Below are 24,830 nucleotides of genomic sequence, written 5' to 3'. Positions count from 1 at the left end.
ACCTAGTACTTGCGCTCTTGGGGCGGAAACATGGTGATGGTTACCGGCAGATAGTCAATCCTAATGCCGTCGCTGTAGTAGGTGGCCAAGGTGTGGCGCAGAAAATTAACATCATCCCGCTGCGGATAGTCCTCACGGAAATGGGCACCCCGACTTTCTTGGCGAGCAAGGGCGCTGCTCAAAATCACTTCCGCAACCACGAGGATATTTGCTAACTCAAAGGCTTCTAACAGCTCTGTGTTCCAATAGCGCTGGCGATCGTCGAGACGAATCCGCGCATAGGCTGCCTTCAGCCGCTGCAATTCTTCCAACCCCCTCTGCATTAAGTCAGCAGTGCGAAACACGCCACAGTACTGGGTCATGCAATCTTGAACCTGCTGCCGCAGTTGGGCAATACGCAAATCCCCCGCTTGGTCAAAAAGGTGTTGAATCTGTTGTTCCGCTGCCTGTAGATAGGGCTGGGGGTCAAATTGGGGTTGGGGCAAGCTCGGTAAATCCTTGGCGATCGCGGCACCCGTACGGCGGCCATAGACGACACACTCTAACAGGGAATTACTCCCCAACCGATTGGCACCATGCACCGACACACAGGCACATTCGCCAGCGGCATAAAACCCTGTGACTAGTTCCGTGGCATTGGCGCGCACCTGCCCATTGACATTGACCGGAATCCCCCCCATTGAATAGTGCACCGTCGGACGGACAGGAATGGGTTCCACCACGGCATCCACCCCCGCCAAGCGATGGGCTTCCTCCCAGCAAAAGGGAATGCGACTCATGATTTTTTCCCGACCCAAGTGGCGGACATCGAGATAGACAAAAGGCCCACCGGCAGAGCCATCACTGTGAATCCCTCGCCCTTCACGAATTTCGATGGCGATCGCCCGCGAGGTAATATCGCGCGGTGCTAATTCCATGCGAGTCGGGGCATAGCGCGCCATAAAGCGTTCACCTGCCGCATTGATCAGATACGCCCCTTCGCCCCGCACTGCCTCAGAAATCAAGACTCCAGCAGGGTACAACCCTGTAGGGTGAAATTGAACAAATTCCATATCCTCAAGGGGCAAGCCCGCTCGTGCGGTCATCGCCAATCCATCCCCCGTAGAGGCAAAATCATTGGACGTGGTATTAAAGACGCGCCCATACCCACCCGTTGCAAAAAGAATTGCGGGCGCCCGCAGGATTTCCAGTTGACCGGTTTCAATGTGGTAAGCGACGACCCCCTTGGCCTGCTGATCTTCGACAATCAGCCGCAGCACATACCATTCGCTAAAAAACGTGACGTTGTACTTCAGGAGATTGCAATAGAGTTCGTGGAGAATGGCGTGACCCGTTTTATCGGCTGCATAGCAGGTGCGCTGGTGAGTGTGACCGCCAAAGGGACGTTGGGCAATGCGGCCATCGGGCAAGCGGGAAAAAAGCACGCCCAAATGTTCAAGGTCAATGACGACATCGGGGGCTTCTTGGGCGAGGAGGGCAACCGCATCCTGATCCGCTAGGAAGTCGGATCCTTTGACCGTATCAAAAGCATGGCTTTCCCAAGAGTCTTCTGTATCCACATTTTTCAGCGTGGCGGCAATGCCCCCTTGGGCGGCAACGGAATGGGAACGAATCGGATGGGTTTTGGCCACAAGGGCAATGGCGGTCTCCGGGGCAAGGCGGCAAATTTCCAAAGCAGCACGACAGCCTGCTAGGCCACCACCGACAATCACAACGGCAAAGTCTTGCATTGTCCGTTAATCCAGCATCTTTTCCTATACTAGGTTGGCCATTGGGAGAGTAGCAGCCACAGTATTTCGAGAAACATTAAACAAAGATAAAAACAGTAGCAAAATGATCTTGCGAGCCTCACGCTGAATCGTTAGAGTGGCAATATCTTGCTGGAGGCAGCCGTCCTTGAGTGCATTCTTTCTTCACTATGGGGATTGTAGGGTACGGCATTGGTGCGATCGCGATCGCGCAGCGGTCATGCAACTCATTGCCAGTGTTTTAGAAGAATTTGGCCTCTCTTGGCAACCCGAAGGTGCCGATGCCGATGTGGTGCATGTGGAGGACTACTACCACCGCCGTGGCGGACAATTTTGGGTAGTGGAGAAAGCCTCTGAAGTCGTTGGCACGATCGCCTTCTATCCGATTGAGCGGGGCGAAGCGGCCGTGGAAATTCGCAAGATGTACCTTCATCCCCGTGTGCGCGGTCAAGGTCTCGGGACATTCCTGCTGCACCATTTGGAGGCAGCAATTGCAGCGGCGGGCTACCGCAAAATCTGGATTGAAACGGCGTCAGCGATGACCACGGCAGTCTATTTGTACGAAAAGTTGGGTTATCAACCTGCCACTGGTGTGGAAACGCAGCGCTGCGATCGCGTGTATGTCAAGGATTTAGTGCCCCATGGCATGGCTTCGATGGCTTCTGCCCCCTGTTAGTATCCTTGTCCTGCTGGTTTCACCTGCTGCCTTTAGCCTTTGCCGCCAAGACTTGGCTCGTGCCCTGCAACAGGAAATCCAAAATCCCCAATGGCAACGGGGTCAGTGGGGCATGGTGGTGCGGGATTTAACCACAGGTGACCTTCTCTACGACTACCAAGGGGAAAAGCTCTTTTTGGTCGCCTCAAATGTGAAGCTGACCACGGTGGCGGCAGCCCTTGACTATTGGGGGGCGAATCATCGGTTTATCACCACCCTCAGTGCGCGATCGCCCGACAGAACAACCCTGCGTCTTCAGGGCAGTTTTGACCCGAGTTTCAGCAGCCAAGACCTGCAACAAATGGCGGTCCGTCTTGCCCAAGAGGGCATTCGCCAGATTCAAGTCTTGGAAATCGGTGGTATAACCCCTGTGAGGATGGAACCCACATGGGCGATCGAAGACCTGACGATGGGCTATGCAGCAGTTGTCACGCGCTTCAGTGTCAATCAAAACGCCCTCAATCTCAAGGTCATTCCTCAAGAGTTGGCTCAACCTTTGGCGCTGCGGCAGCCGGAGGGCAGTCTTCCTTGGCCAGTGGTGAATGAGACCCGTACCGTATCGACCGCTGAAGCGGAATTTCTCGAAAGTGAGGTGCGCGGCCAGCAAATGATTGTGCGGGGTCAACTCCACGTCGGCAGTGAACCAGCAGAAATGCGCATTCCTCTCCCTCAGCCCACCTCTTATCTTCAGCAGCAGGTGCAGCGTGCCTTTGCCCAAGCGGGCATTCAAGTGCGGCAGATTCGCCTAGTGGAGACAGCAGACCCCTTACCTGATGTTTTAGTGCCTCATGCTTCACCCCCCCTAGCAGAGTTAATTTTGCCGATTCTCCAAGAGAGTGACAATTTCTATGCGGAAATGCTCCTTGCCGCTCTGGAGGCAGCACAACCCGGCTATCGCCAACGCTATCTAGAGCGAATCGGTGTCCCAGTAGCAGTCTTGGTGGATGGTTCGGGACTCTCGCGGCAAAATTGGCTGACGCCCCATGGTTTAGTCACCCTGCTGCAACACATAGAGCAAACCAATGATGCCTCGCTGTGGCGGCGATCGCTCCCCCTTGCCGGCAGATCCGGTACCCTACGGCAGCGCTTTCGTGGTACGGCCGCTCAGGATCGTGTCTGGGCGAAAACAGGCACATTGCGGGGGGTAGTTGCCCTAGCGGGCTATGTGGAACCGTTGCAGGATCGCCCCCTTGTCTTTAGCATAGTTGTCAATCAAGGGGGGCAGGCGACAGGAGAACTCCGCGCAGGGTTGGATCGAATGGTGGTTCTGCTCGCCCAATTGCAGTCTTGCGATCATATTCCCATGCGGGTTAACAGTAATTTTTAACCTTAAAGCATTAGGGTATATTGTCAAAAGAACTGTTGCTGGTTTTGAAGAAGAATGTTGAAGCATCCAGATATTACCGCAGTAGGTACTTACCAGCGGAAGTAATAATAAGCATTTGTGCCAAGTAGCAGAGAACTGGAAATTCCTAGCAAGTATTTGATTTGGAGTACGAAGAGAACGCATAATGTTCTAGAAGAACTGTAGAAGCGACCAGCGACACCGTCAGTTACGAGGTGCACCTCTGCAAGATAGCCGATGCACTGTGCGGCTCGATTTTGTCGAATCGATCCGATGAAAGCGAGATTCATAAAAATATCATCGGAACTATCCTAATGAACTGGATGGTAGCACTGTCGAGTCAGTTCCTCAGTAAGTTTTGGGTGAAGGATGCAGACGAGTTTTTAGAGAAAAAAGAATAATGAGTCAACTAATGCAGCCAACTACCAGTCCGCCACGCATTAAGTACTTAAAGGTCAAAAACTTTCGGACATTGCGCGATGTAGAGTTTCATGACTTAGGATCGCTCACCGTTTTGCTTGGACCGAATGGGAGTGGTAAATCCACTGTCTTTGACGTGTTTGCGTTCCTAGCAGAATGCTTTGAGTTAGGACTCAGGCGGGCGTGGGATAAGCGCGGGCGTGCTAAGGAGTTAAGAACTCGCAATGCCGAGGGGCCGATTACGATTGAAATCAAATACAAAGAATTGAATTATCCGATCATCACCTATCATCTGAGTATTGACGAGAGAGCAGGTAGTCCAACAGTCGTCGAGGAATGGTTGCAATGGCGGCGGAGGAGTTGCGGCAAGCCGTTTCGTTTTTTGGAATATCGAGAAGGTAAGGGTCGAGCTGTCAGCGGCGAATTACCGGATGACCAAGACCAGCGTGTGGAGATATCCCTCAAAAGCGCAGATTTACTCGCGGTGAATGCATTGGGGCAATTTGAGGAGCACCCGCGCGTGGCCGCATTGCGAGAATTTATCACGGGTTGGTATGTCTCGTACCTTTCAGCGGAACAAGCGCGCGGCCAACCTGAGGCCGGTCCACAGGAACGCTTGTCGCGCACGGGTGACAACCTCGCCAATGTGATTCAATACCTAGCGGAACAACACCCATCGAGACTGGAGGGAATTTTTAACGTGTTGCGTCAGCGTGTACCGCGAATTGAAAAAGTAATCACCGAAACGATGCCAGATGGAAGATTACTTCTACAAATCAAGGATGCTCCCTTTTCCCATCCGGTATTAGCTCGGTTCGCTTCTGATGGCACATTGAAGCTGCTGGCCTATTTAGTGCTCTTATTACGATCCGACACCGCCACCTTTTATCGGCATTGAGGAACCCGAAAACTTTTTGCATCCACGATTATTGTCTGATTTAGCCGAGGAATGCCGCAAGGCAGCCAGTCGCACACAAATGCTTGTGACGACGCATTCACCCTTTTTTCTGAACGCGCTTCGTGCAGATGAGGTTTGGGTACTGTGGCGAGACGAGCAAGGCTACACACAATCAAAGCGAGTTTCGGATATTCCGCGTGTGTCCGACTTTGTTAAGCATGGAGCGTTGCTTGGTCACCTATGGATGGAAGGATATTTCGGTGTAGGTGATCCGCTCGTGCCGTGAATGAAGGAATGCCATCTAGAAAACAAAACAACGAGACGACAGTGATACAACACTTCGAGTTCCTCGTGGAAGAGCCTTCAATGGAAGTATTCCCACACGGACTGCTGCCTCGGTTGCTGCGAAAAGGCCAAACCTTTGGGGTGCACCCATTTCAAGGGAAACAAGACTTGCTCAACAAGTTGGAAAGCCGACTGCGTGGGTATGCGGAATGGCTGCCCACTGACTGGCGCATTGTCGTTTTATGTGGATCGCGACGATGACGACTGCAAAAAGCTGAAGCAGCAATTGGAGAACATCGCGACCAAGGCAGGACTGAAAACTCGAAGTAATTCGCCCTTATGTTGGCAACTTGTTAATCGGATTGCAATTGAGGAGTTGGAGGCTTGGTACTTTGGCGACTGGGAGGCTGTTCGAGCTGCTTATCCAAAAGTATCCCGAACTGTGACGCAAAAAACCAAATATCGCAATTCCAACGCAATTGCTGGCGGCGCTTGGGAAACATTTGAATCCGTGATGCATGGGTACTTCAAAAGTGGGCTACGCAAGGTTGAGGTCGCGCGAGCTTTGGGGCAACATCTGAATCCTAGCCGGTGCAAATCGCCGAGCTTCGTCTGCTTTCGCGATGCCTTGCTGTAATACCAATTCAATTCGAAGACCGCGCTAATAGAGGCTGAGTAATGAGTAATCAGTCCGTCAGAGAACCAGTCACACCCTCTGATCTGGTCGTAAATTTGAAAAAAGTGTTCTGCCGCCGTCACAAAGGCTGGTATAAGCCTCAAGATTAAGGGCAATTTTTCACCCCAAGGAACTACGTTATAGTGTCAAAAAGACTATTCCGAGTCTTGGAGGGTAGTGCCAAGGCCATCGGAGATTGGTGCGGTAGGTTCTTAGGAGGTGTCAAATGCTCACGGAAACTCGTCCCCGTGATGTTCAAGTCGCAGAAATTGCGCCCGGCGTTTTGGTCTTGCGATCGCGCACTTGGGATCGACTCAAGTTTGAAGTGGAGTATGGCCGTCAGCAGGGAACCACTTCCAATTCCTATCTGATCCGAGCACCCCAGCCCGCACTTCTAGATCCGCCGGGGGAATCCTTTACCCAGATTTATTTGCAAGAACTCCAGCAGCACATTGATCTCAGTCAACTGCGGTATCTCATTCTCAGTCATGTCAACTCCAACCGCCTTGCGACCGTCAAGATCTTGCTGGAAAAAGCGCCCCAGCTCATTATCGTCTGCTCTAAGGCAGGGGCAGTGACCTTGCGCTCCACCCTAGGGGAGCAGGTAAATCTCTGGATTCCCCGTGCGGAAACTTCCCTTGAATTAGGGGGCGATCGCCAACTGGAGTTTATTGCTGCCGCCACACCCCGCTGGCCCGATGGCCTGATCACCGTTGACCCTCAGAATCAAATTGTGTTCACGGATAAGCTCTTTGGTGCCCATGTCTGTAGTGATAGTCTCTACGACGAGCAGTGGAAAAAACTGGATGAGGATCGCGCCTACTACTTTGAATGTTTGCATGCGGCGCAAACCCGCCAAGTGGAAAGCATTTTAGATCGGCTCGCAGAACTGACCCCGCCACCGCGCCTCTATGCCCCTGCCCACGGTCCGATTGTCAAGTTTAGCCGTAGCCGCCTTTTTCAGGACTATCGTGACTGGTGCCAAGCCCAAACGGAACAGGACACGAAGGTGGCGCTTTTCTATGCTTCTGCCTATGGCAATACGGCAATTCTAGCCAATGCGATTGCCCAAGCCCTCACCGCCGCCGGGGTGCAAGTGGAGGCCATTAACTGTGAAACCACACCCCCAGCAGAAATGCAAGCCCTGATCCACAGTAGTGATGGCTTTATTATTGGCTCGCCCACCCTAGGGGGACACATGCCGACACAGGTGCAGACCGCCTTAGGATTTATCTTGGCGGAGGGCAGCCAAACCAAGCTGGCGGGGGTCTTTGGCTCCTATGGTTGGAGCGGTGAGGCCATTGATGATATTGAGCAAAAGTTGCTTGATGCTGGTTATACCCTTGGCTTTGAAACGCTGCGGGTGAAGTTTACCCCCACGGCTAGCGATCTTGAAAAATGCCAAATTGCTGCCAACGAGTTTGCCCAAGCCCTGAAGAAACTACGCAAGAGCCGCACCGTCCGCCCCCCCAGTCTCGTGGAAGCGCAAGTGGATCGCACCGAACAAGCCATGAACCGGGTGGTGGGTTCCCTGTGTGTCCTGACCACCCTACCGGAAGGCTGTTTTCACCTCACCCAAGCGGCGGCTATTTTGGTGTCGTCGGTCTCCCAAGCCTCGTTTAATCCCCCCGGTATCACGGTGTCCTTGCCGCAGGAATGGGCAGAAAGCTTGTGCCTAGTGGGCGATCGCTTTGTCTTGAATATTCTCAAGGAAGGCAGTCCCCTCGTGCGCCAATTTCAGCAGGCGCAACGCCTTGGTGAGCAACAATTGGCCACCCTTGGTCTCAAAAGCGCTGAGAGTGGTGCCCCCATTTTGCTCGATGCCCTCGCCTATTTGGAATGTACGGTAGAGTCCCGCATGAACTGTGGCAACCACTGGCTGATCTATGCCGTGGTCGAGAGTGGGGAATTGCTGCAAACCAGTGGCCTAACGGCAATCCAACATCGCAAAACCAGCAGTTAGCACAGAGATCTAAAACGCATTTTCCGCCGTTAATTCGGCCGCTTGTTGCTGCGCTAGCTCCTCGGGATGGGTGAGCAGGTAGAGCATTGGCAGATCTTCTTCGCGAATATGGCGCACTACTAGGGCACCAATCGCCTCGATCGTCTCTGGCGTCAGCTTTTCGGGATGAATTTGCACATCCTCAAGCACCAAACTCAAGTCCCGCAGGAGGTTTTGATGAGCTGCGCGGTGCGATAGGTAAAGGGGGTGGTTGGCGGCAGCCATGAGGGTTTCTTCGTGCTGAAAGTGGCGTTCAGTTTCGGTGGCACAGGCTAATAATTGGGGCTTTACCTGAGTAAATGATGCCCCTTGGGCGATCGCGGAACGTAACTGCTGCAACGTCTCCAGCAGTGCCTGATGCTCCTGATCGATTTCCGCCAAGCCAGACACAAACTCCGCTTGCCATGCCAACCCATCCATAGAGCTATCCTCCAGACTGCAACAGGGAAAGGCTAAGGTACTGCCTTCAGGCTACCAAGCGCCTACTGCCGCCGACAGACACTGTTACAAACCGTAGCAGACTGGCTCTGTTGGACTAAGAAGGTTTAACGGCCACCCAATACTTGCTCATAAAGTGGTGTTGAGTGTCTTTGACCACCAGCCCCGCCTTTTCTAAGCGGATGTTCAGATCATCTTCGATGTAGTTGCGGTAAAAGGGTTCGTGGAAAAGGTTGGCAAAGTTTTCCATCATCGGTCGCTGCTCTGGGGAATCAAGGGCTTGAATCGAGTCGCAAATCACAAAGAGGCCCCCCGGCTGGAGAACGCGGGCGCATTCATTGATCACATTTTGGCGTACTGGGGCAGGCAGTTCATGAAAAAGAAAGACACAGGTGACGGCGCTAAAGTAGTTATCCACGTAGGGTAGGCTTTCAGCATTCCCCTGAATGAGTTGCGGCAGATCACCCGTCTGGGTCGCTAGTAGGGAGTTGGCTTTGCGCAAGTAGGTAGGGGACAAATCAATGCCAAAGAGGGCTGCTTTGGGGAAGCCATAGCGCAGTTGTTTCAGGGTGCGACCCGTACCACAGGCCACATCAAGAATTCGCAGCGGGGGCGTGGCAGGATGAGCAGCAAAATGCTGGGCAATGGGAGCAATCACTCGCCGCCGCATCGCATCTGCCGTACCGCCAAAGAGCAGCTCCACTTGAACATCGTAAAGATTGGCGGAGGTTTCACTGAGGTAGCCGTCGGTTTGGTAGTGGAAGTTTTGGCGATAGTACTGGGGATAGTCTTCTAGACGCACGTCCTTGGCAAACTCCTGAAATTGGCGCGCTCGCGCCCGCTGCCACATCCGCGGCAAATCCAGCCACAGTACAGGATAAAAGCGCAAAAATTCTTCCCAAGGGGCGTCAAACAAGAGGGTAGACGGATACAAGCCCGCAGCGGCGTCTTGCCAATCTTGCTGGAGCAGCGCCTCGTAGCGTTCCTTAATCCACGCTTGCAACTCAGGGCTAAGAGGTTGCGTCCGCTCCTCAGTGGGGAAGAGGGTATTGAGAAGACGAGCACTCAAGGTTTTGTGGGCGATCGCAAAGATATTTTTGCCCCATTGCAGGGCTTGATAGCCACTGTGAAGCATCTCTTCCACAAACGGTAACTGAGAAGCAAAGGGCGTAACCAACATAGTTCTTAACTAAACTTCATAATTTCCATTCCTCACTATATCGCAAACCCTAGGGGCAGTACCCCCGCTCGCGGTACCAAGTCACGGCGTCTCGGAGCGCTTCATCAATCGGCGTCTGGGGCAAGCCCAATTCAGCGACTGCTTTGTGGGCATCGTAAAACATCTTTTGCTGTGCCATGCGCACTCCATCGACGGGGATAGCAGGTTGTTTTCCCAAGGCCCCCAGCACCACTTCATCCAACCAAGCCACGACTAAGGGAATGACGACGGGAATTTCGCCAAGGGGACGTGGCAATCCAGTAATCGCGGCTAGGCGCCCGAGAATTTCTGCCAGCGTGAGGTTTTGGTGGCCAAGGATGTAGCGTTCACCGGTTTTGCCTTTTTCCAAGGCCAAGAGATGACCGATCGCCACATCGCGCACATGGATCAGGTTCAACCCTGTATTGACGTAAAAGGGCATCTGCCGCCGCAGAAAGCGCAGGATGATCTCGCCTGTGGGGGTGGGCTTCGCATCCCAAGCGCCAATGGGGGTGCTGGGATTGACAATCACAATATCTTGCCCTTGAGCAACTGCCTCATGAGCCACCTGCTCTGCCCAGTACTTGGAGCGTTTGTACTCGCTAATCAACTTGTCGGGGGGGCTTTGGTAAGCCTCAGTTGTGGGTTGGCCACTGGGATCCACGCCAATAGCGGCCACGGAACTGGTGCAAACGGTGCGCTCAATGCCGGCCTCACGGGCAGCAGCCAAAACTCGACGGGTGCCCTCGACATTAACGGCGTAGAGGAGGGGGCGATCGCGCCGCCACAGACTGTAATGAGCGGCAACATGGAAGAGGACTTGGCACCCCCGCATCAAGGGCACTAAGTCACTGGTGCGCAGATCCCCCTGCACCAGATCCACATCCCACGCCTTGAGATGGGCAGCCTGCTGCGGTTGGCGCACGAGGGCACGGACGCGATACCCCCTCTCTGCAAGGACTTGTGCCACATGGGTACCGACAAAGCCACTGGCACCGGTGAGAAAGGCGGTGGTGCTCAATCTTCCTCGGCCTCCATACTACCGGGGGGCAAGACGGCTGCGGTGACAATCACATCATCCTCATCTAGGCGTTGTAGACGGACGCCCGTGGCCGATCGCGACTGCGAGGAAATATCCATGACCTTTTGACGAATAATGATGCCGCGACTGGTGACAATCATCAATTCATCCTCAGCATTGACAATTCGCAGAGCGGCCAGTTGATCCTCGTTACTTTTGGCTTTGAACTTGGTGGCGGTAATGCCCATGCCGGCGCGGTTTTGCAGACGGAATTGTTGCACGGGGACGCGTTTGCCGTAGCCATTGGTGGTGATCACGAGTACCCAAGGACCTTCCGTTTGAGCCACGGTTTCCTCGGTTTCTTCAATCTCTGCACTGTCATCCTCAGGGGTGGTGGCAAAACGGTTGGCGATCGCTGCCGGCAAAATGTCCATCCCCACCAACTCATCTCCCGGTCGCAAGCTCATGGACTTGACCCCCCGCGTCGCTCGTCCCAAGGGGCGGAGTTGATCGTGACTCGCGCGAAAATGAATCGCCATGCCCTGACGGGAGCCAATGATAATTGTATCTTCCTCACGAGCACGACGCACCCAGCGCAACTCATCCCCCTCCTCAAGGGAAATGGCAATCAAACCATTGGTGCGGATATTGCTAAAGGCTGCCAGCGCCGTTTTCTTAATGAATCCCTTACGGGTGAGCATCACCAGATACTCATCTTCACTAAACTCTTGGACGGCAATGACGGAGGTAATTTTTTCCTCGCGGGGAATGGGCAGCAGTTGGACAATAGGGGTGCCGCGGGCTTGGCGTGAGCCACTGGGAATTTGGTAGGCGGGTAACGCATACACTAAACCGCGATCGCTAAAGAAGAGAATGCGATCGTGATCATTGCAACTAAAGAAGTGTTCAACGGCATCATCCTCTTTAATTTCTGCTCCTTTGCGGCCGCGACCATCCCGACTTTGGGCTTCAAAGGTATCCACGGGCATCCGCTTGATGTAGCCCTGCTGGGTAACGAGAATGACGGATTTATCATTGGCAATTAAATCGGTATCGCTAATCTCCCCATCCGCCTGCACAATCAGCGATCGCCGCGGGGTAGCAAACTTGGCCTTGAGTTCGGTGACTTCTTTTTCAATAATCTCTAGCACCCGCTGCCGATTGGCCAAAATATCGCGGTAATCAGCAATTTGCCGCTGAAGGTCTGCGTGCTCCCGCTCAATTTTTTCCGCCTCTAGGGCGGTGAGTCGCCGCAGTTGCATCTGCAAAATGGCATCCGCTTGGGCTTCACTGAGGGCATAGGTTTGCATCAATTGCTGGCGCGCAAGGGCGGTGTCACTGGCACTGCGAATCAGTTGAATCACGGCATCGAGATTGGCCAACGCCACCAGCAAGCCTTGGAGTAGGTGATCCCGTTCTTCGGCCTTGCGCAGGGCATAGCGGGTACGGCGGGCGATCGCCTCCTCGCGGAAACTAAGGAACACCTCTAAACTGCGTTTGAGGGTCAGCAATTGCGGCTCACCGTTGACGATCGCCAGCATATTGGCGCCAAAATTCACCTGTAGCGGCGTTTGCTTGTAGAGATTGTTGAGCACCACACGGGGGTAGGCATCCCGCTTTAGCTCAATCACCACCCGAATGCCATCGCGATCGCTTTCGTCCCGCAGATCGGCAATGCCCTCAATTTTTTTCTCATTCACCAACTCGGCAATTTTTTCCATCAGCGCTGCCTTGTTGGTTTGGTAGGGCAACTCCGTCACGATAATCGCCTCCCGAGGTTGGCGACCCGGTGCTTCAAGGGTTTCAATCGTGGCCACTGCCCGCAGTGTAATCGAGCCGCGACCAGTGGTGTAGGCCTCTTCAATCCCCCCTTGACCAAGGATATGCCCCCCGGTGGGAAAATCAGGCCCCGGAATGTAGCGCATTAGCTCGCGATCGCTGATCTGGGGGTTATGAATTAAGGCCACCAGCCCATCCACCAGTTCTCCCAAGTTATGGGGCGGGATATTCGTCGCCATACCCACAGCAATACCGGAGGTGCCATTGAGCAGCAACTGGGGAATCCGCGCCGGTAACACCAGTGGTTCCTGCTGCGAGCCATCAAAGTTATCAACAAAGTCAACGGTTTCTTGCTCGATGTCCTGCAACAGGGCTTCGGTGGCTAGGGCTTGCAGCCGACACTCGGTGTAGCGCATCGCTGCTGGCGGATCATTGTCAATGGAGCCAAAGTTGCCATGGCCATCAATCAGGGGGTGACGCATGGAAAAGTCCTGCGCCATCCGCACGAGGGCATCATAGACCGCGGAATCGCCGTGGGGGTGATATTTCCCTAGCACTTCCCCCACCACACGGGCACATTTGCGGAAGGGGCGATCGCTGGTCAGCCCCAACTCGTGCATGGCATAGAGAATCCGCCGGTGTACGGGCTTGAGACCATCGCGGGCATCGGGGAGAGCACGCCCCACAATGACGCTCATGGCGTATTCAAGGTACGAGCGCGAAATCTCATCCCGCAGCTCAGTGGGAATGATCCGAGAAGAATCAGCAGCAAAGCTCATGGGCGTGTTTTACCAAGCAATTAATCTGGAAGCCTTGTTGTTTAGTTGGAAAATTTAATGATATCACGCCAGCCTGAACGCCAACCTTAACCCCTCTCTGCTGCGGCGTTCTAGCCTTCAAGTCAGCCTCAGCGATCGCTAGTTTGCCGGTTCCTATAGCCAAACCTTAACAATCTCTTGCTTTGGCGTTTCTGGATCCAAGAGAAACCCCTATAATAGCGAGAGACCCTATACGTTGATCCATCACCAGCACTCTCTAATCTCTATACTGTCGCCTTGGCTCCCCCTTTCGAGTCGTGGCGTTTTTCAGTCCCTAGAGCAGGTTGCTGTTGCCAAGACAACGTTTTCATCCCTCAGTCGATTGAACGTTCTCAGACCCATGCAACAATCCACCTTTTCTTCCCCCAAGCATCAAGTTGGTTACCATGGACAGCCTTGGCTTGTAGCCGAGCGAGATGCCTGTGGTGTGGGTTTTGTTGCCCATTGTAAGGGGGTGGCCAGTCACCGCATCTTGACCCAAGCCCTTGAGGGATTGACCTGCCTTGAACATCGGGGGGGCTGTAGTGCCGATCGCGACTCTGGGGATGGGGCTGGCATCATGACAGCGATTCCGTGGGAGTTGTTGCCAGAGTTTGGCATCCCGCGGCAGCGGATTGGCGTGGCCATGATCTTTTTGCCCCAAGGGGCGGCAACAGCAGCGGCGAAAGGTATTGTCGAACGGGTGCTCAGTGAAAATGAACTGCGCCTGTTGGGCTGGCGGCCGGTACCTGTCAATCCCAGTGTTTTGGGGGTGCAGGCGAAACAAAATCAGCCTCAGATTGAACAGCTCTTTGTGGCTTCGAGCAAAGCGAGTGGCGATGAACTGGAGCGGCAACTCTACTTGACCCGCAAGCGCATTGAGCGGGCGATCGCTCAAACCAAAGCGGACTGGCGACAGGACTTCTATATTTGTTCTTTCTCCACCCGCACAATTGTCTATAAGGGCATGGTGCGATCGGTGGTGCTGGCCCAGTTTTATGACGATCTGCGGAACCCCAACTACATCACCCCCTTTGCCCTCTATCACCGTCGCTTTAGTACCAACACCATGCCCAAGTGGCCCTTGGCTCAACCCATGCGCATGCTGGGGCACAACGGCGAAATCAATACCCTCTTGGGGAATATCAACTGGATGCGGGCACGGGCAGCTCAACTGAGCCATCCCTATTGGGGCGAAGCCTTTGCGGATCTGATGCCGATTGTTAATGCCGAAAACAGCGACTCCGCCAACCTCGACAACGTCCTTGAACTGCTGGTGCAATCGGGACGACAGCCCTTGCAGGCAATGATGATGCTGGTTCCCGAGGCCTATCAAAATCAGCCCGATTTGGCGGATCACCCAGAGGTGGTGGACTTTTACGAATACTACAGTGGCATTCAAGAGGCTTGGGATGGTCCTGCATTGGTGGCCTTTTCCGATGGCAAAATTGTTGGCGCCACCCTCGATCGCAATGGCCTACGCCCCGCCCGCTATACCCTCACCAATGACGATCTCGTGATTGTCTCTTCCGAGGCAGGCAGCATTCAAATTGATGAAGCAACGGTGATTGAAAAGGGCCGCCTTGGTCCGGGGCAGATGATTGCCGTTGATCTAGAGCACCAAGAACTGCTTACCAACTGGGAAATTAAACAGCGGGTGGCACAGCAGCAGCCCTACGGTGAATGGCTGAAAACCTACCGCCAAGAACTCACGCCTCAACCCTATGGCGAAACCCCCACCCTTGAAAGCCAGACCTGTCTACAACAGCAAATGGCCTTTGGCTTCAGTGCCGAAGATGTAGAAATGATCATTGAGGCTATGGCCAAGGACGGCAAGGAACCCACCTTCTGCATGGGGGATGACATTCCTTTGGCGGTGCTCTCGCAGCAACCCCACCTGTTCTACGACTACTTCAAGCAGCGCTTTGCCCAAGTCACCAATCCCGCCATTGATCCACTGCGGGAAAAACTGGTGATGTCGCTGGTGACTCGCCTTGGCGCCCGAGGGAATCTGCTGGTTGAACGCCCCGAAGATGCGCGCCTATTGCAACTCAATTCACCCCTAATCAACGAAGCAGAGCTAGAGGAAATTCTCAAGGTACCCTTTGGCACGACTCGCCTCTCGACACAATTTGCGATCGCCCAAGGGCCTGCGGGCTTAGAGGCAGCGGTGAATCGGCTCTGTGAACAGGCAGCGGCAGCCGTTAGGGGAGGGGCTGAAATCCTTGTCCTCAGCGATCGCCACAATCTTGCTGGCGAACCCCATCTCCTTGATGCGGACACCTCCTATATTCCGCCGCTGTTGGCCGTGGGTGCCGTTCACCACCATTTGATTGCCCAAGGCATTCGCCGTCGTGTCTCCCTCGTGGTGGAAACAGCCCAATGCTGGAGTACCCATCACTTTGCCTGTCTGATTGGTTACGGGGCAGGGGCAGTGTGTCCCTATCTGACGTGGGAAACGATTCGCCAGTGGTGGTATAGCGATCGCACCCAAAGCCTGATGGCCAAGGGGAAACTACCGCAACTGACACTGCAACAAGTGCAGGCCAACTATCGCAAAGCCATAGAAGAGGGACTCCTAAAAATTCTCTCCAAGATGGGCATCTCCTTGATTGCCAGCTATCGCGGTGCCCAAATCTTTGAGGCCATTGGCATTGGTGATGACCTGCTTAATAAGGCCTTTATTGGTACTACTTCTCGCGTGGGCGGTCTAACGCTACAGGATCTCGCGCAAGAAACCATTGCCTTTCACCAGAAAGCCTTCCCCGAACTCACCGCAAAGAAACTGGAGAACTTTGGCTTTGTCCAGTTCCGTCCGGGGGGCGAGTACCACATGAACAATCCGGAGATGGCCAAGGCCCTCCACAAGGCGGTGACCAGCAATCGCTACGACCACTACGAGGTCTATCGCCGCCAATTGCGGGAGCGGGTACCCACAGCGTTGCGGGATCTACTGGACTTCCAGAGCGATCGCCCCAGTATTCCCCTCGAGGAGGTCGAACCTGCCAGCGAAATTGTTAAGCGCTTCTGTACTGGCGGCATGTCCTTGGGTGCCCTCTCGCGGGAAGCCCATGAGGTGCTGGCGATCGCCATGAACCGCCTCGGTGCCAAATCCAACTCTGGTGAGGGCGGTGAAGATCCAATTCGCTTCCAAGTGCTCACGGATGTGGATGCCGAGGGGCACTCTCCCCAATTTCCCCATTTGCGGGGCTTGCGCAATGGTGACACCGCCAGCTCAGCGATTAAACAGGTGGCCTCTGGGCGCTTTGGCGTCACCCCTGAGTACCTGATCAATGCCCAGCAAATTGAAATCAAGATTGCCCAAGGGGCAAAACCGGGGGAAGGGGGTCAACTGCCGGGCACCAAAGTCAGCCCCTACATTGCTATGCTGCGGCGCTCCAAGCCGGGAGTCTCCCTCATTTCACCGCCCCCTCACCACGACATTTACTCCATTGAGGATTTGGCGCAACTGATCTTTGATCTGCACCAGATCAATCCCCAAGCCCAAGTCTCCGTAAAACTGGTGGCAGAAATTGGCATTGGTACGATTGCCGCGGGGGTAGCGAAGGCCAACGCCGATGTGATTCAAATTTCCGGTCACGATGGCGGCACGGGTGCTTCACCCTTGAGTTCAATTAAGCATGCCGGCAGTCCGTGGGAACTGGGTCTGACGGAGGTTCACCGTGTTCTCCTCGAAAATCAACTGCGCGATCGCGTGATTCTGCGGGTGGATGGTGGCCTCAAGTGTGGCTGGGATGTCGTCATGGGGGCACTGATGGGTGCCGAGGAATTTGGCTTTGGCTCGGTGGCAATGATTGCCGAGGGCTGCATCATGGCGCGGATTTGCCACACCAATAATTGTCCTGTGGGCGTGGCCACCCAAAAAGAAGAACTGCGCAAGCGCTTCCCCGGTATGCCTGAGCATGTGGTGAACTTCTTCCTCTTTATTGCCGAAGAGGTGCGCTCAATTTTGGCAAAACTGGGCTACCGCAGCCTGAACGAGATCATTGGCCGCGCGGATTTACTGGTACCGCGGCAGGATGTCACCCTGACGAAAACCGCGCCCCTGAATCTGGATTGCCTGACGAAGTTACCCGACACGCGGCACGATCGCCAGTGGCTGCAACACGAAACCGTTCACAGTAACGGGGCTGTTCTCGATGATGCCATCTTGGCACGCCCAGAGGTGCAAGCAGCGATTGAAAAACAACAAACCGTTGAGCTGGAGCTGCCCATTGTCAACACTGATCGCACCGTGGGGGCACGGATTGCGGGTGTCATTGCCAAAAAGTATGGTAACACCGGCTTTGAAGGTCAGATTACCCTCAACTTCCGCGGCAGTGCGGGTCAGAGCTTTGGCGCCTTCAACCTGCCGGGGATGATCCTCAACCTCACAGGGGAAGCCAATGACTATGTCGGCAAAGGGATGCACGGCGGTGAAATCATTATCAAGCCGCCGGCCAATGCCCCCTACGCGGCTGCGGAGAATGTGATTATTGGCAACACCTGTCTCTACGGCGCCACGGGTGGGTTCCTCTTTGCCAATGGCCGCGCCGGTGAACGATTTGCTGTCCGCAACTCCAAAGCCTATGCCGTTGTTGAGGGCACAGGGGATCACTGCTGTGAGTACATGACCGGCGGTGTGGTGGTGGTCTTGGGAACCACAGGTCGCAATGTCGGTGCCGGTATGACGGGTGGCTTGGCCTATATCTTGGATGAAGCGGGTGACTTCCCCGCCAAGGTAAACCCCGAAATTGTCAAGCTCCAGCGGGTCACCTCTGCTATTGGCGCCGCTCAACTCAAGCAACTGATTACTGCTCACCACGAGCGCACCGGCAGTGCCAAGGCAGCAATGATTCTCGAGCAATGGGAGCGGTATTTACCCCTCTTCTGGCAGGTGGTGCCGCCCTCAGAAGCCAATACACCAGAGGTCATTGGCGAGGCAGCCACGGAGACCGACAGTAAGGTTCTGAGTCCCCTGTCTTAAAAAATCGGCTTTTCTTGGCCAGCCTAAAATTGAGGGGAAGGCCTACGGAGAGCGATCGCCATGCTCAGCAAGCTATCCTTTCGCCATAAGCTCTTGCTGGGGACGCTCCTGCCGGTTATTGTCATCTACACGGGTCTATTCCTCTACATTCGCGGGCGGGTGATTCGCCGCAGTACCGCTGACTATGAGCAGTGGCAGCAGGCCATGGTGTCCCTCTATGCAACCCAATTTGATGACACCCTAGAGCAAATGGTAGAGCTGGCAACGGCCAGTGCCCATGCCCTAGAAACCTTTCCCATGGCCAGTGAGCAGGCGCTGTATGCGTTTCTGCGCCGCACTGTCGAAATGAATAATCTCGCCTATGGGGTGGCGATCGCCTTTACCCCCTATAGCTTCTCCCCTCGCAAACGACTGTTTGCTCCCTATGTTTATAAGGACAACGGCACCGTAGTACAAAAAGACACAGGGAAAATCTACGACTACACGCAGCCTAGGTGGGACTGGTATGGTGAGGTGATCCGCACTGGCCAACCGCGCTGGAGTGATCCCTACTTTGATGAGGGGGCAGGGAATGTCTGGATGGTCACCTATGCCGTTCCCTTTCGTCGTCAGGGACAAATTCGGGGTGTGGCCACTGTGGATGTGGCGTTGGCAACGCTCCAACAGGAAATCAATATCCAAGGCCTAGAGGAGGAACAGTTTTTTGTTTTGGATCGCAAGGGACGAATTATTTTTCACAACGATGCTCAGTTGATTGGCCAGTCTATTTTCTACATTGCCAAAGAACAAAATCGCAGTGATCTTGAGGCCTTGGGCCAAGCAATGGTCAGCGGTCAAAGTGGCCATCTGTGGATGCGGGATTGGACTTCCAATGAGCGGCAATGGGTCTTTTACACTCCGATTTCCCAAGCCGGCTGGAGTCTCGCCATCCGTCTCAATGAAGCAACTCTCTTGGTTTTTATCCACGAAGAAACGCGAGCCGGTCTTCTTATTCTTGTTGTGTCTTTCTGTCTGATTAGTCTTGTGACTTGGGGTGTCACCGGCTACATGGTGCGCCCGATTCAGAAGTTAGATGCGGCAGCCCACAAAATTGCCGCCGGTGATTTGGCCATTGAAGGGGATGTGGACACCCACAGCCAAGATGAAGTGGGGAACTTAGGGCGAACCTTTCTCGATATGGCGGGGCAACTCCAAGAGAGTTTTGGTGAACTCCATCGCTTTAATCAACGCCTTGAAGAGGAAGTGACGCACCGGACGGCTGCCCTTGAGGCGGCCAATCAACAACTGCTCGAAAAAGAACGGGTGCTCCATGACCACAATATGGCTCTGGTGCAGCTGAGCCAGTCTCCCCACGTGCAACAGGGGCACTTTCGCATGGCGTTGCAGGAGATTATCCAAGTAACAGCGACAACACTGCGCGTCCAGCGAGCTTCGGCGTGGGAACTCCAGGGCGATCGCCTGAAATGTGTCGTCCAGTACGACCCTGCTGCCAACAACCATAGCCAATCCACCTACCTCACCCAACCGCCCTATCCGGAGTACCTGAAACTGCTGCGCACGGGGGAACCCCTTGTCGTCAATGATTTACTCACGGATCCGCGCACCCATGAACTACGGGAGTATGCCAAGCTGCAAAGGGTGTATTCCCGCATTGATGCCCCTATCATCTTCAATGGCCAATTATTGGGGGTGATTTGTGTCGAAAGCGTTGGCGAGCATCGGATTTGGCTGGTAGAGGAACGCAGTTTTGTTTCCAATGTGGCGGATATTGTCACGATCGCCCTTGCGGCCCATCAGCGCCATCAAGCAGAGCGCGAGTTGCTCAAGGCCAAGGAAGCCGCAGAAGCCGCTAACAAAGCCAAAAGTATTTTCCTAGCCAACATGAGCCATGAACTGCGCACCCCGCTCAATGCCATTCTTGGCTTTAGTCAAATTTTGCTCAGCGATCGCACCCTTGCGCCGCAGCATCGGCAAACCCTTGAAAAGATTAACCGCAGTGGCGAACACCTCTTGGGGCTGATTAACGATGTCCTTGACATGGCCAAAATTGAAGCGGGGCGCATCACCCTTCAGGAAACCACCTTTGATCTACGGCGGATGCTCAAAACCCTTGAAGATATGCTCAAGGTGCGGGCTGAAGCCAAAGGGTTGCGTCTGGTCTTTGATTTGCCCCCTAATCTGCCTGTGGCGGTAACCACCGATGAAATGAAGCTCCGCCAAGTATTGGTCAACCTCGTGGGCAATGGCATTAAATTCACAAACGAGGGAGGCGTATCCCTCAAGGTCAGTTACAAAGCCCAAGATCCGCCGCGACTGGCCTTTGAAGTGAGTGATACGGGCATTGGCATGACTCCGGCAGAATTAAAAATGCTCTTTCAGCCCTTTGTCCAGACCGATAGCAGTAAAAAAGTGAGCGAAGGCACGGGCTTGGGCTTAGCGATTAGTCGCCAGTTTGTGCAGTTGATGGGAGGTGATATCCAAGTCCGTAGCACGAAAGGGCAGGGAAGTCACTTTTATTTTGAGATTCAAATTGGCCTTGGGGATCCGCAAGAACTAGAGGAGGAAAAGACGCAAACCGTTGTTGGCCTGCGATCGCCCACCTCAGAAGTCCGCATCCTGGTAGTGGATGATATTCCCGAAAATCGTCAACTATTAACCCAACTCCTAGAACCCGTAGGATTTCGTTGTCAAGAAGCCTGCAATGGTCAAGAAGCAGTTGAAATTTGGCGGACGTGGCAGCCCCATGCCATTCTCATGGATATTCGGATGCCCGTGATGGATGGTAAAACGGCAACGCGACAGATCAAGAAAGAAGTGGGCGATCGCCTGCGACGCGGAGAAGCGGTTTGCCCCCCGAAAATTCTTGCGGTTACCGCCAGTAGCTTTGAGCAGGACAAGCAGGAACTTCTGGATCTCGGCTGTGATGACTACATTGCCAAGCCCTTCCGTCCGCAAACGATTTTTGAACGACTCGCCGCCCAGTTAAACCTAGAGTATATCTACGAGACTACGCCCCAACCTCCGCCCGCCCGCCCGCCCGCTGTCCTCGACCCCGCCGCCCTAATGGTGATGCCGCGTCCTTGGATTAGCAAACTCCAAGAAGCCGCCAAAAAACTCAACGCCAAGCGGATTCGGGAACTGATTGCGGAAATCCCCCCTGAGGAAGCCGCTCTGATTGAAGGTCTGCAGCAACTGGTGAAAACATTCCGCTTTGATAAGATTGTCGAACTCACGCTGGTCTGATGTTCACCCTGACGCAACTTTGTCCCACTGTGCTGGAAAATGCGCGGCAGTTACACCTCGCGTTGACCGCTGAGGAACGGTGTCGCAGTCGTCTCCATTGCCGCAGCGAGGAGGGGGAATCCCTCTATTTGAAGTTACCGCGGGGAATCACGTTACAGCCGGGCGATCGCCTTCAGGACGAGGAGGGCACGGTGGTTGTTACGGTTCACGCCAAACCTGAACCCACGCTCAAAGTCATGGCTCCAACACCCCTTGACCTTCTACAGGCTGCCTACCATCTCGGAAATCGCCACGTCCCCTTGGAAATTCACACCGATTATCTCCGCTTGGGTGCGGATTCAGTGTTGCAAACGATGCTGGAACAGCGGGGGTTGACGGTGACATTCGAGGTCGCTCCCTTCTGTCCCGAACGCGGTGCCTACCATGCTCACTGATTCAGCACTTTTAACCTTGCTGCAGTGGGTGAGTCCGGCCTTACCCATTGGCGGCTTTAACTACTCTGAGGGGTTGGAAACCCTCATTGCCCAAGGCAAGATCACCTCAGCCGCAGCCGTACAGGACTGGCTAATCTTTGAACTGGCCTTTGGTAGTGCCCAGTTGGAAGCAGCAATCATGGTGCGGGTTTATCGGGCGATCGCTAAGGGTGATTTTGACGCCGTTCACCAGTGGAATGCGTGGCTCTCGGCTGCCCGCGAAAGCGCCGAACTGCGTGCCCAAAATTGGCAAATGGGAACGGCGCTGATGAACCTTTTGACTACCCTTGAAGACTTACCACCAGAACTCCATACTGCCCATGCCCAGCCCTACCCTTGGAATGTCAGTGTCGCCTTTTGCATTGCCGCTGCCCTTGCAGACATTCCCTTAGAAATCGCACTCCTAGGCTATCTCCACAGTTGGGTCACCACCCTGATCAATGCAGCGGTGAAACTGATTCCCCTTGGCCAAACGGCGGGTCAAGTGCTCCTGCGCCAACTTCAACCGCACATTCAGCAAACCGTGCAGCAGAGCTTAAACGTAACTGACGATGACTTAGAAAGCTGTACCTTGGGCTTAGCCCTCGCCAGCATGCAACACGAAACCCTCTACTGCCGTTTGTTTCGCAGTTAATCTTAACCAGTTTGGAATAAAAAATGATTTCCGTTGAAGCCGCCCTTGACCTTATTCAGCAGCATTTGCCCGATTGGGGCACAGAGACCCTCTCCTTGACCGATCCGCGGTGCGGCAGACTAGCCGTAACGATTGCTAGCGATCGCCCCTACCCGCCGATTGACCGCATCATGATGGATGGCATTGCCCTTAATTGGGCAGCCTATCAGTCTGGTCAGCGGGCCTTTCCGATTCTAGGGGTGGTTCCTGCAGGTGAGGTACCGCCAATCCTCACGGATACCCAAGCCTGTTTTGAAGTCATGACGGGTGCGGCCTTGCCCCAGGGCTGTGATCTAGTAATTCCCTACGAAGCGCTAGAGATTCGTGACGGCATTGCCCATATCCTGCACCCCGAAGCATGGTCGCCCTATCAATTTGTCCATCGCTGTGGCAGTGATGCCGCCGCCGGTCAACCGGTTCTGGCCGCTGGTACTCCTCTACACAGTCCGGCTTGGGGCATTCTTGCCTCTGTGGGGCAGACCGAAGTTTGCGTTAGGCGCACCCCGCGCACCCAAATTATTGCTACAGGCAATGAACTGATTCCTCCTGACCACGTGCCCCAGCCCCATCAACTGCGCCTCTCCAATGCCTATGCGCTGATGGCCGCCCTCAAGCGCCAAGGGTACCCCCACGTCAGCATCACCCATTTGCCCGATGATCCAGTACAACTGGCAACCCACTATCGCCAAGCGAGCCAAGAGTACGATCTCCTGATTTATTGCGGTGGCGTTTCCAAGGGCAAGTTTGACTACTTACCCCAACTGTGGCGGGATCAAGGCGTGCAGGAGTATATCCACGGTGTTGCCCAGCGTCCCGGAAAACCCCTCTGGTTTGGGGTGGATCACCGTCAGCAAACGGCAGTCTTTGGTTTGCCGGGGAACCCTGTCTCCAGTTTGGTGTGCTTGCACCGCTATGTCTTGGACATCCCACCCCTCTATGCCTGCTTAGCCAGTCCCTTCTCTTTTGAGAAGCCCTTAACCTACTTTTTACCCGTTAAACTAGAAACCACAAAAACTGCTGAACTGATTGCCCACCCCCGTCCGATGCAAAATTCTGGTGATTTTTTGGCCTTGGCTGATAGCGATGGATTTTTGGAACTGCCTGCCTCGCAAGGGGTATTTGCCGCCGGTGAGTGCTATCGCTATTTTCCGTGGAGCTAGGAGTCATGGTTGTCACCACGGCTATTCCTAGCCAGCGGCTGCTGGATGCCCAAGGGCGCCAAATTCGTAAGTTGCGCTTGTCGGTGACCGATCGCTGTAATCTGCGCTGTACCTACTGTATGCCCGTAGATGCCGCCTTTATGCCCCCCCAGACCTACCTGACTCCGGCGGAGTATGCGACGATTGTGGCCGAACTGGTGGAACTGGGCATTGAATCCGTGCGGCTGACGGGGGGTGAGCCACTGTTGCGAGCGGAGTTTCCTGAGATTGTGGCAGCTTTGGCAGCAGTGGGTGTGCCGGAACTGAGCTTAACCACCAATGGCATTCGCCTTGTCCCCTTTTTGCCCCTGCTAGGTTGCTATGGCGTATGGCGTTTGAATATCAGTCTGGATAGCCTAGACCCCCAAACCTTTGCCGTCATTAGTCATGGCCACCATTTGGAAACGGTGAAGGCGGCGATCGCCACCGCTGTTGAGCAAGGGTTTCAAGTCAAGCTGAACATGGTTGTGATGGCGGGTGTCAATGATCACGAGCTGGTGCCAATGGTGGAGTACGCCAAGGCTTTAGGGGTTGAGGTGCGTTTTTTGGAGCTGATGCGCATTGGCTATGCCTGCCACTTGGGGAGCGATCGCTTTATCAGTGCCGCCACCATGATTGAGCGCTTGCGTCAGCATTATGATTTGTGTCCTGTCCCTCGTCCTCAAGATTCCACCTCCTTTAACTTTGAGACCGCCTGTGGCGGTCAGATTGGCTTCATTGCTTCGGAATCACAACCCTTTTGTGGGCACTGTTCTCGTTGGCGATTGTCCGCCGATGGGGTTCTACGGGCGTGTCTATTTAAGGAGGCGGGGGTGTCCCTGCGGGGTTTGAGCAAACCTGAACGCTATGCTGCATATGAACAAGTCTTGGGCATGAAACCGAGCCTACGTGGGGCAGAAGTTCACCATGCCATGCACCAGATTGGAGGCTAAG

Annotated in this window: 15 protein-coding genes and 1 pseudogene; 11 read left to right on the top strand and 5 right to left on the bottom strand. The window is 54.3% G+C overall.

Translation table 11 applies throughout. The annotated features are described in order from the left end of the window. Positions 1 to 2: 2 nt before the first annotated feature. Entirely contained in the window at positions 3 to 1,730 is a 1,728-nt protein-coding gene (locus NBE99_RS12610; RefSeq protein WP_250682393.1) for a succinate dehydrogenase/fumarate reductase flavoprotein subunit, read from the bottom strand. A 238-nt stretch (positions 1,731 to 1,968) separates the two neighbouring features. Between NBE99_RS12610 and NBE99_RS12605 the strand changes: the two genes are divergently transcribed. From NBE99_RS12605 to NBE99_RS12585, 5 genes and pseudogenes are all read left to right on the top strand, one after another. Next, positions 1,969 to 2,424 carry a GNAT family N-acetyltransferase gene (locus NBE99_RS12605; RefSeq protein WP_399371085.1) on the top strand — a complete coding sequence of 152 codons (456 nt, stop codon included), beginning with the start codon at positions 1,969 to 1,971 and terminating at the stop codon, positions 2,422 to 2,424. Further along, positions 2,390 to 3,790 carry a D-alanyl-D-alanine carboxypeptidase/D-alanyl-D-alanine-endopeptidase gene (gene dacB, locus NBE99_RS12600; RefSeq protein ID WP_250682391.1) on the top strand — a complete coding sequence of 467 codons (1,401 nt, stop codon included), beginning with the start codon at positions 2,390 to 2,392 and terminating at the stop codon, positions 3,788 to 3,790. The genes NBE99_RS12605 and dacB overlap by 35 nt, the downstream gene beginning before the upstream one ends. Before the next feature lie 430 nt (positions 3,791 to 4,220). Beyond that, positions 4,221 to 5,412, top strand: a pseudogene (locus tag NBE99_RS12595) (AAA family ATPase). Between the two features lie 201 nt (positions 5,413 to 5,613). Beyond that, positions 5,614 to 6,048, top strand: coding sequence for a DUF4276 family protein (locus NBE99_RS12590; protein ID WP_250683739.1), 435 nt, complete (start codon positions 5,614 to 5,616; stop codon positions 6,046 to 6,048). Between the two features lie 265 nt (positions 6,049 to 6,313). Further along, positions 6,314 to 8,050, top strand: a complete 1,737-nt coding sequence (locus tag NBE99_RS12585) for a diflavin flavoprotein (RefSeq protein WP_250682389.1) — start codon at positions 6,314 to 6,316, stop codon at positions 8,048 to 8,050. A 9-nt stretch (positions 8,051 to 8,059) separates the two neighbouring features. Here NBE99_RS12585 and NBE99_RS12580 read toward each other — a convergent pair whose 3' ends face one another. The 4 genes from NBE99_RS12580 to gyrA form a co-directional block, all read right to left on the bottom strand. Next, the gene (locus tag NBE99_RS12580) at positions 8,060 to 8,509 is read right to left on the bottom strand and encodes a hemerythrin family protein (protein WP_250682388.1); all 450 of its coding nucleotides are present in this window, start codon (positions 8,507 to 8,509) and stop codon (positions 8,060 to 8,062) included. Positions 8,510 to 8,624: 115 nt separating this feature from the next. Continuing rightward, on the bottom strand, positions 8,625 to 9,707 hold the full coding sequence (locus NBE99_RS12575) for a class I SAM-dependent methyltransferase (RefSeq protein WP_250682387.1): 1,083 nt from the start codon (positions 9,705 to 9,707) through the stop codon (positions 8,625 to 8,627). Between the two features lie 49 nt (positions 9,708 to 9,756). After that, positions 9,757 to 10,746: a hopanoid-associated sugar epimerase gene (hpnA, locus tag NBE99_RS12570; protein ID WP_250682386.1), complete on the bottom strand. Its 990-nt coding sequence runs from the start codon at positions 10,744 to 10,746 to the stop codon at positions 9,757 to 9,759. After that, positions 10,743 to 13,304 (bottom strand): DNA gyrase subunit A, encoded by a 2,562-nt coding sequence (gene gyrA / locus NBE99_RS12565; RefSeq protein WP_305879876.1) that lies wholly within the window; start codon positions 13,302 to 13,304, stop codon positions 10,743 to 10,745. Before gyrA ends, hpnA begins: the two co-directional genes overlap by 4 nt. A 379-nt stretch (positions 13,305 to 13,683) precedes the next feature. On the opposite strand from gyrA, the gene NBE99_RS12560 reads away from it, so the two are divergent. Genes NBE99_RS12560 through moaA form a run of 6 tightly spaced genes read left to right on the top strand, consistent with a single transcriptional unit; the run spans position 13,684 to position 24,829 of the window. Then, positions 13,684 to 18,309: a glutamate synthase-related protein gene (locus NBE99_RS12560; RefSeq protein ID WP_250682385.1), complete on the top strand. Its 4,626-nt coding sequence runs from the start codon at positions 13,684 to 13,686 to the stop codon at positions 18,307 to 18,309. A gap of 60 nt (positions 18,310 to 18,369) precedes the next feature. Beyond that, the gene (locus NBE99_RS12555; RefSeq protein WP_250682384.1) at positions 18,370 to 21,552 is read left to right on the top strand and encodes an ATP-binding protein; all 3,183 of its coding nucleotides are present in this window, start codon (positions 18,370 to 18,372) and stop codon (positions 21,550 to 21,552) included. After that, positions 21,552 to 21,986 carry an urease accessory protein UreE gene (ureE, locus tag NBE99_RS12550; protein WP_250682383.1) on the top strand — a complete coding sequence of 145 codons (435 nt, stop codon included), beginning with the start codon at positions 21,552 to 21,554 and terminating at the stop codon, positions 21,984 to 21,986. The genes NBE99_RS12555 and ureE overlap by 1 nt, the downstream gene beginning before the upstream one ends. Further along, entirely contained in the window at positions 21,976 to 22,659 is a 684-nt protein-coding gene (locus NBE99_RS12545; protein ID WP_315897272.1) for an urease accessory protein UreF, read from the top strand. Before ureE ends, NBE99_RS12545 begins: the two co-directional genes overlap by 11 nt. Before the next feature lie 23 nt (positions 22,660 to 22,682). Beyond that, entirely contained in the window at positions 22,683 to 23,858 is a 1,176-nt protein-coding gene (locus tag NBE99_RS12540; RefSeq protein WP_250682381.1) for a molybdopterin molybdotransferase MoeA, read from the top strand. Positions 23,859 to 23,863: 5 nt separating this feature from the next. Continuing rightward, positions 23,864 to 24,829 (top strand): GTP 3',8-cyclase MoaA, encoded by a 966-nt coding sequence (gene moaA, locus NBE99_RS12535; protein ID WP_250682380.1) that lies wholly within the window; start codon positions 23,864 to 23,866, stop codon positions 24,827 to 24,829. The last annotated feature ends 1 nt before the right edge of the window (position 24,830 follow it).

Origin of the sequence: Thermosynechococcus sp. HN-54 (assembly GCF_023650955.1) — a bacterium.
GTDB lineage: Bacteria > Cyanobacteriota > Cyanobacteriia > Thermosynechococcales > Thermosynechococcaceae > Thermosynechococcus.
Note: the sequence above shows the minus strand (reverse complement) of the source record. Positions and strands in the feature narration are given on the sequence as shown.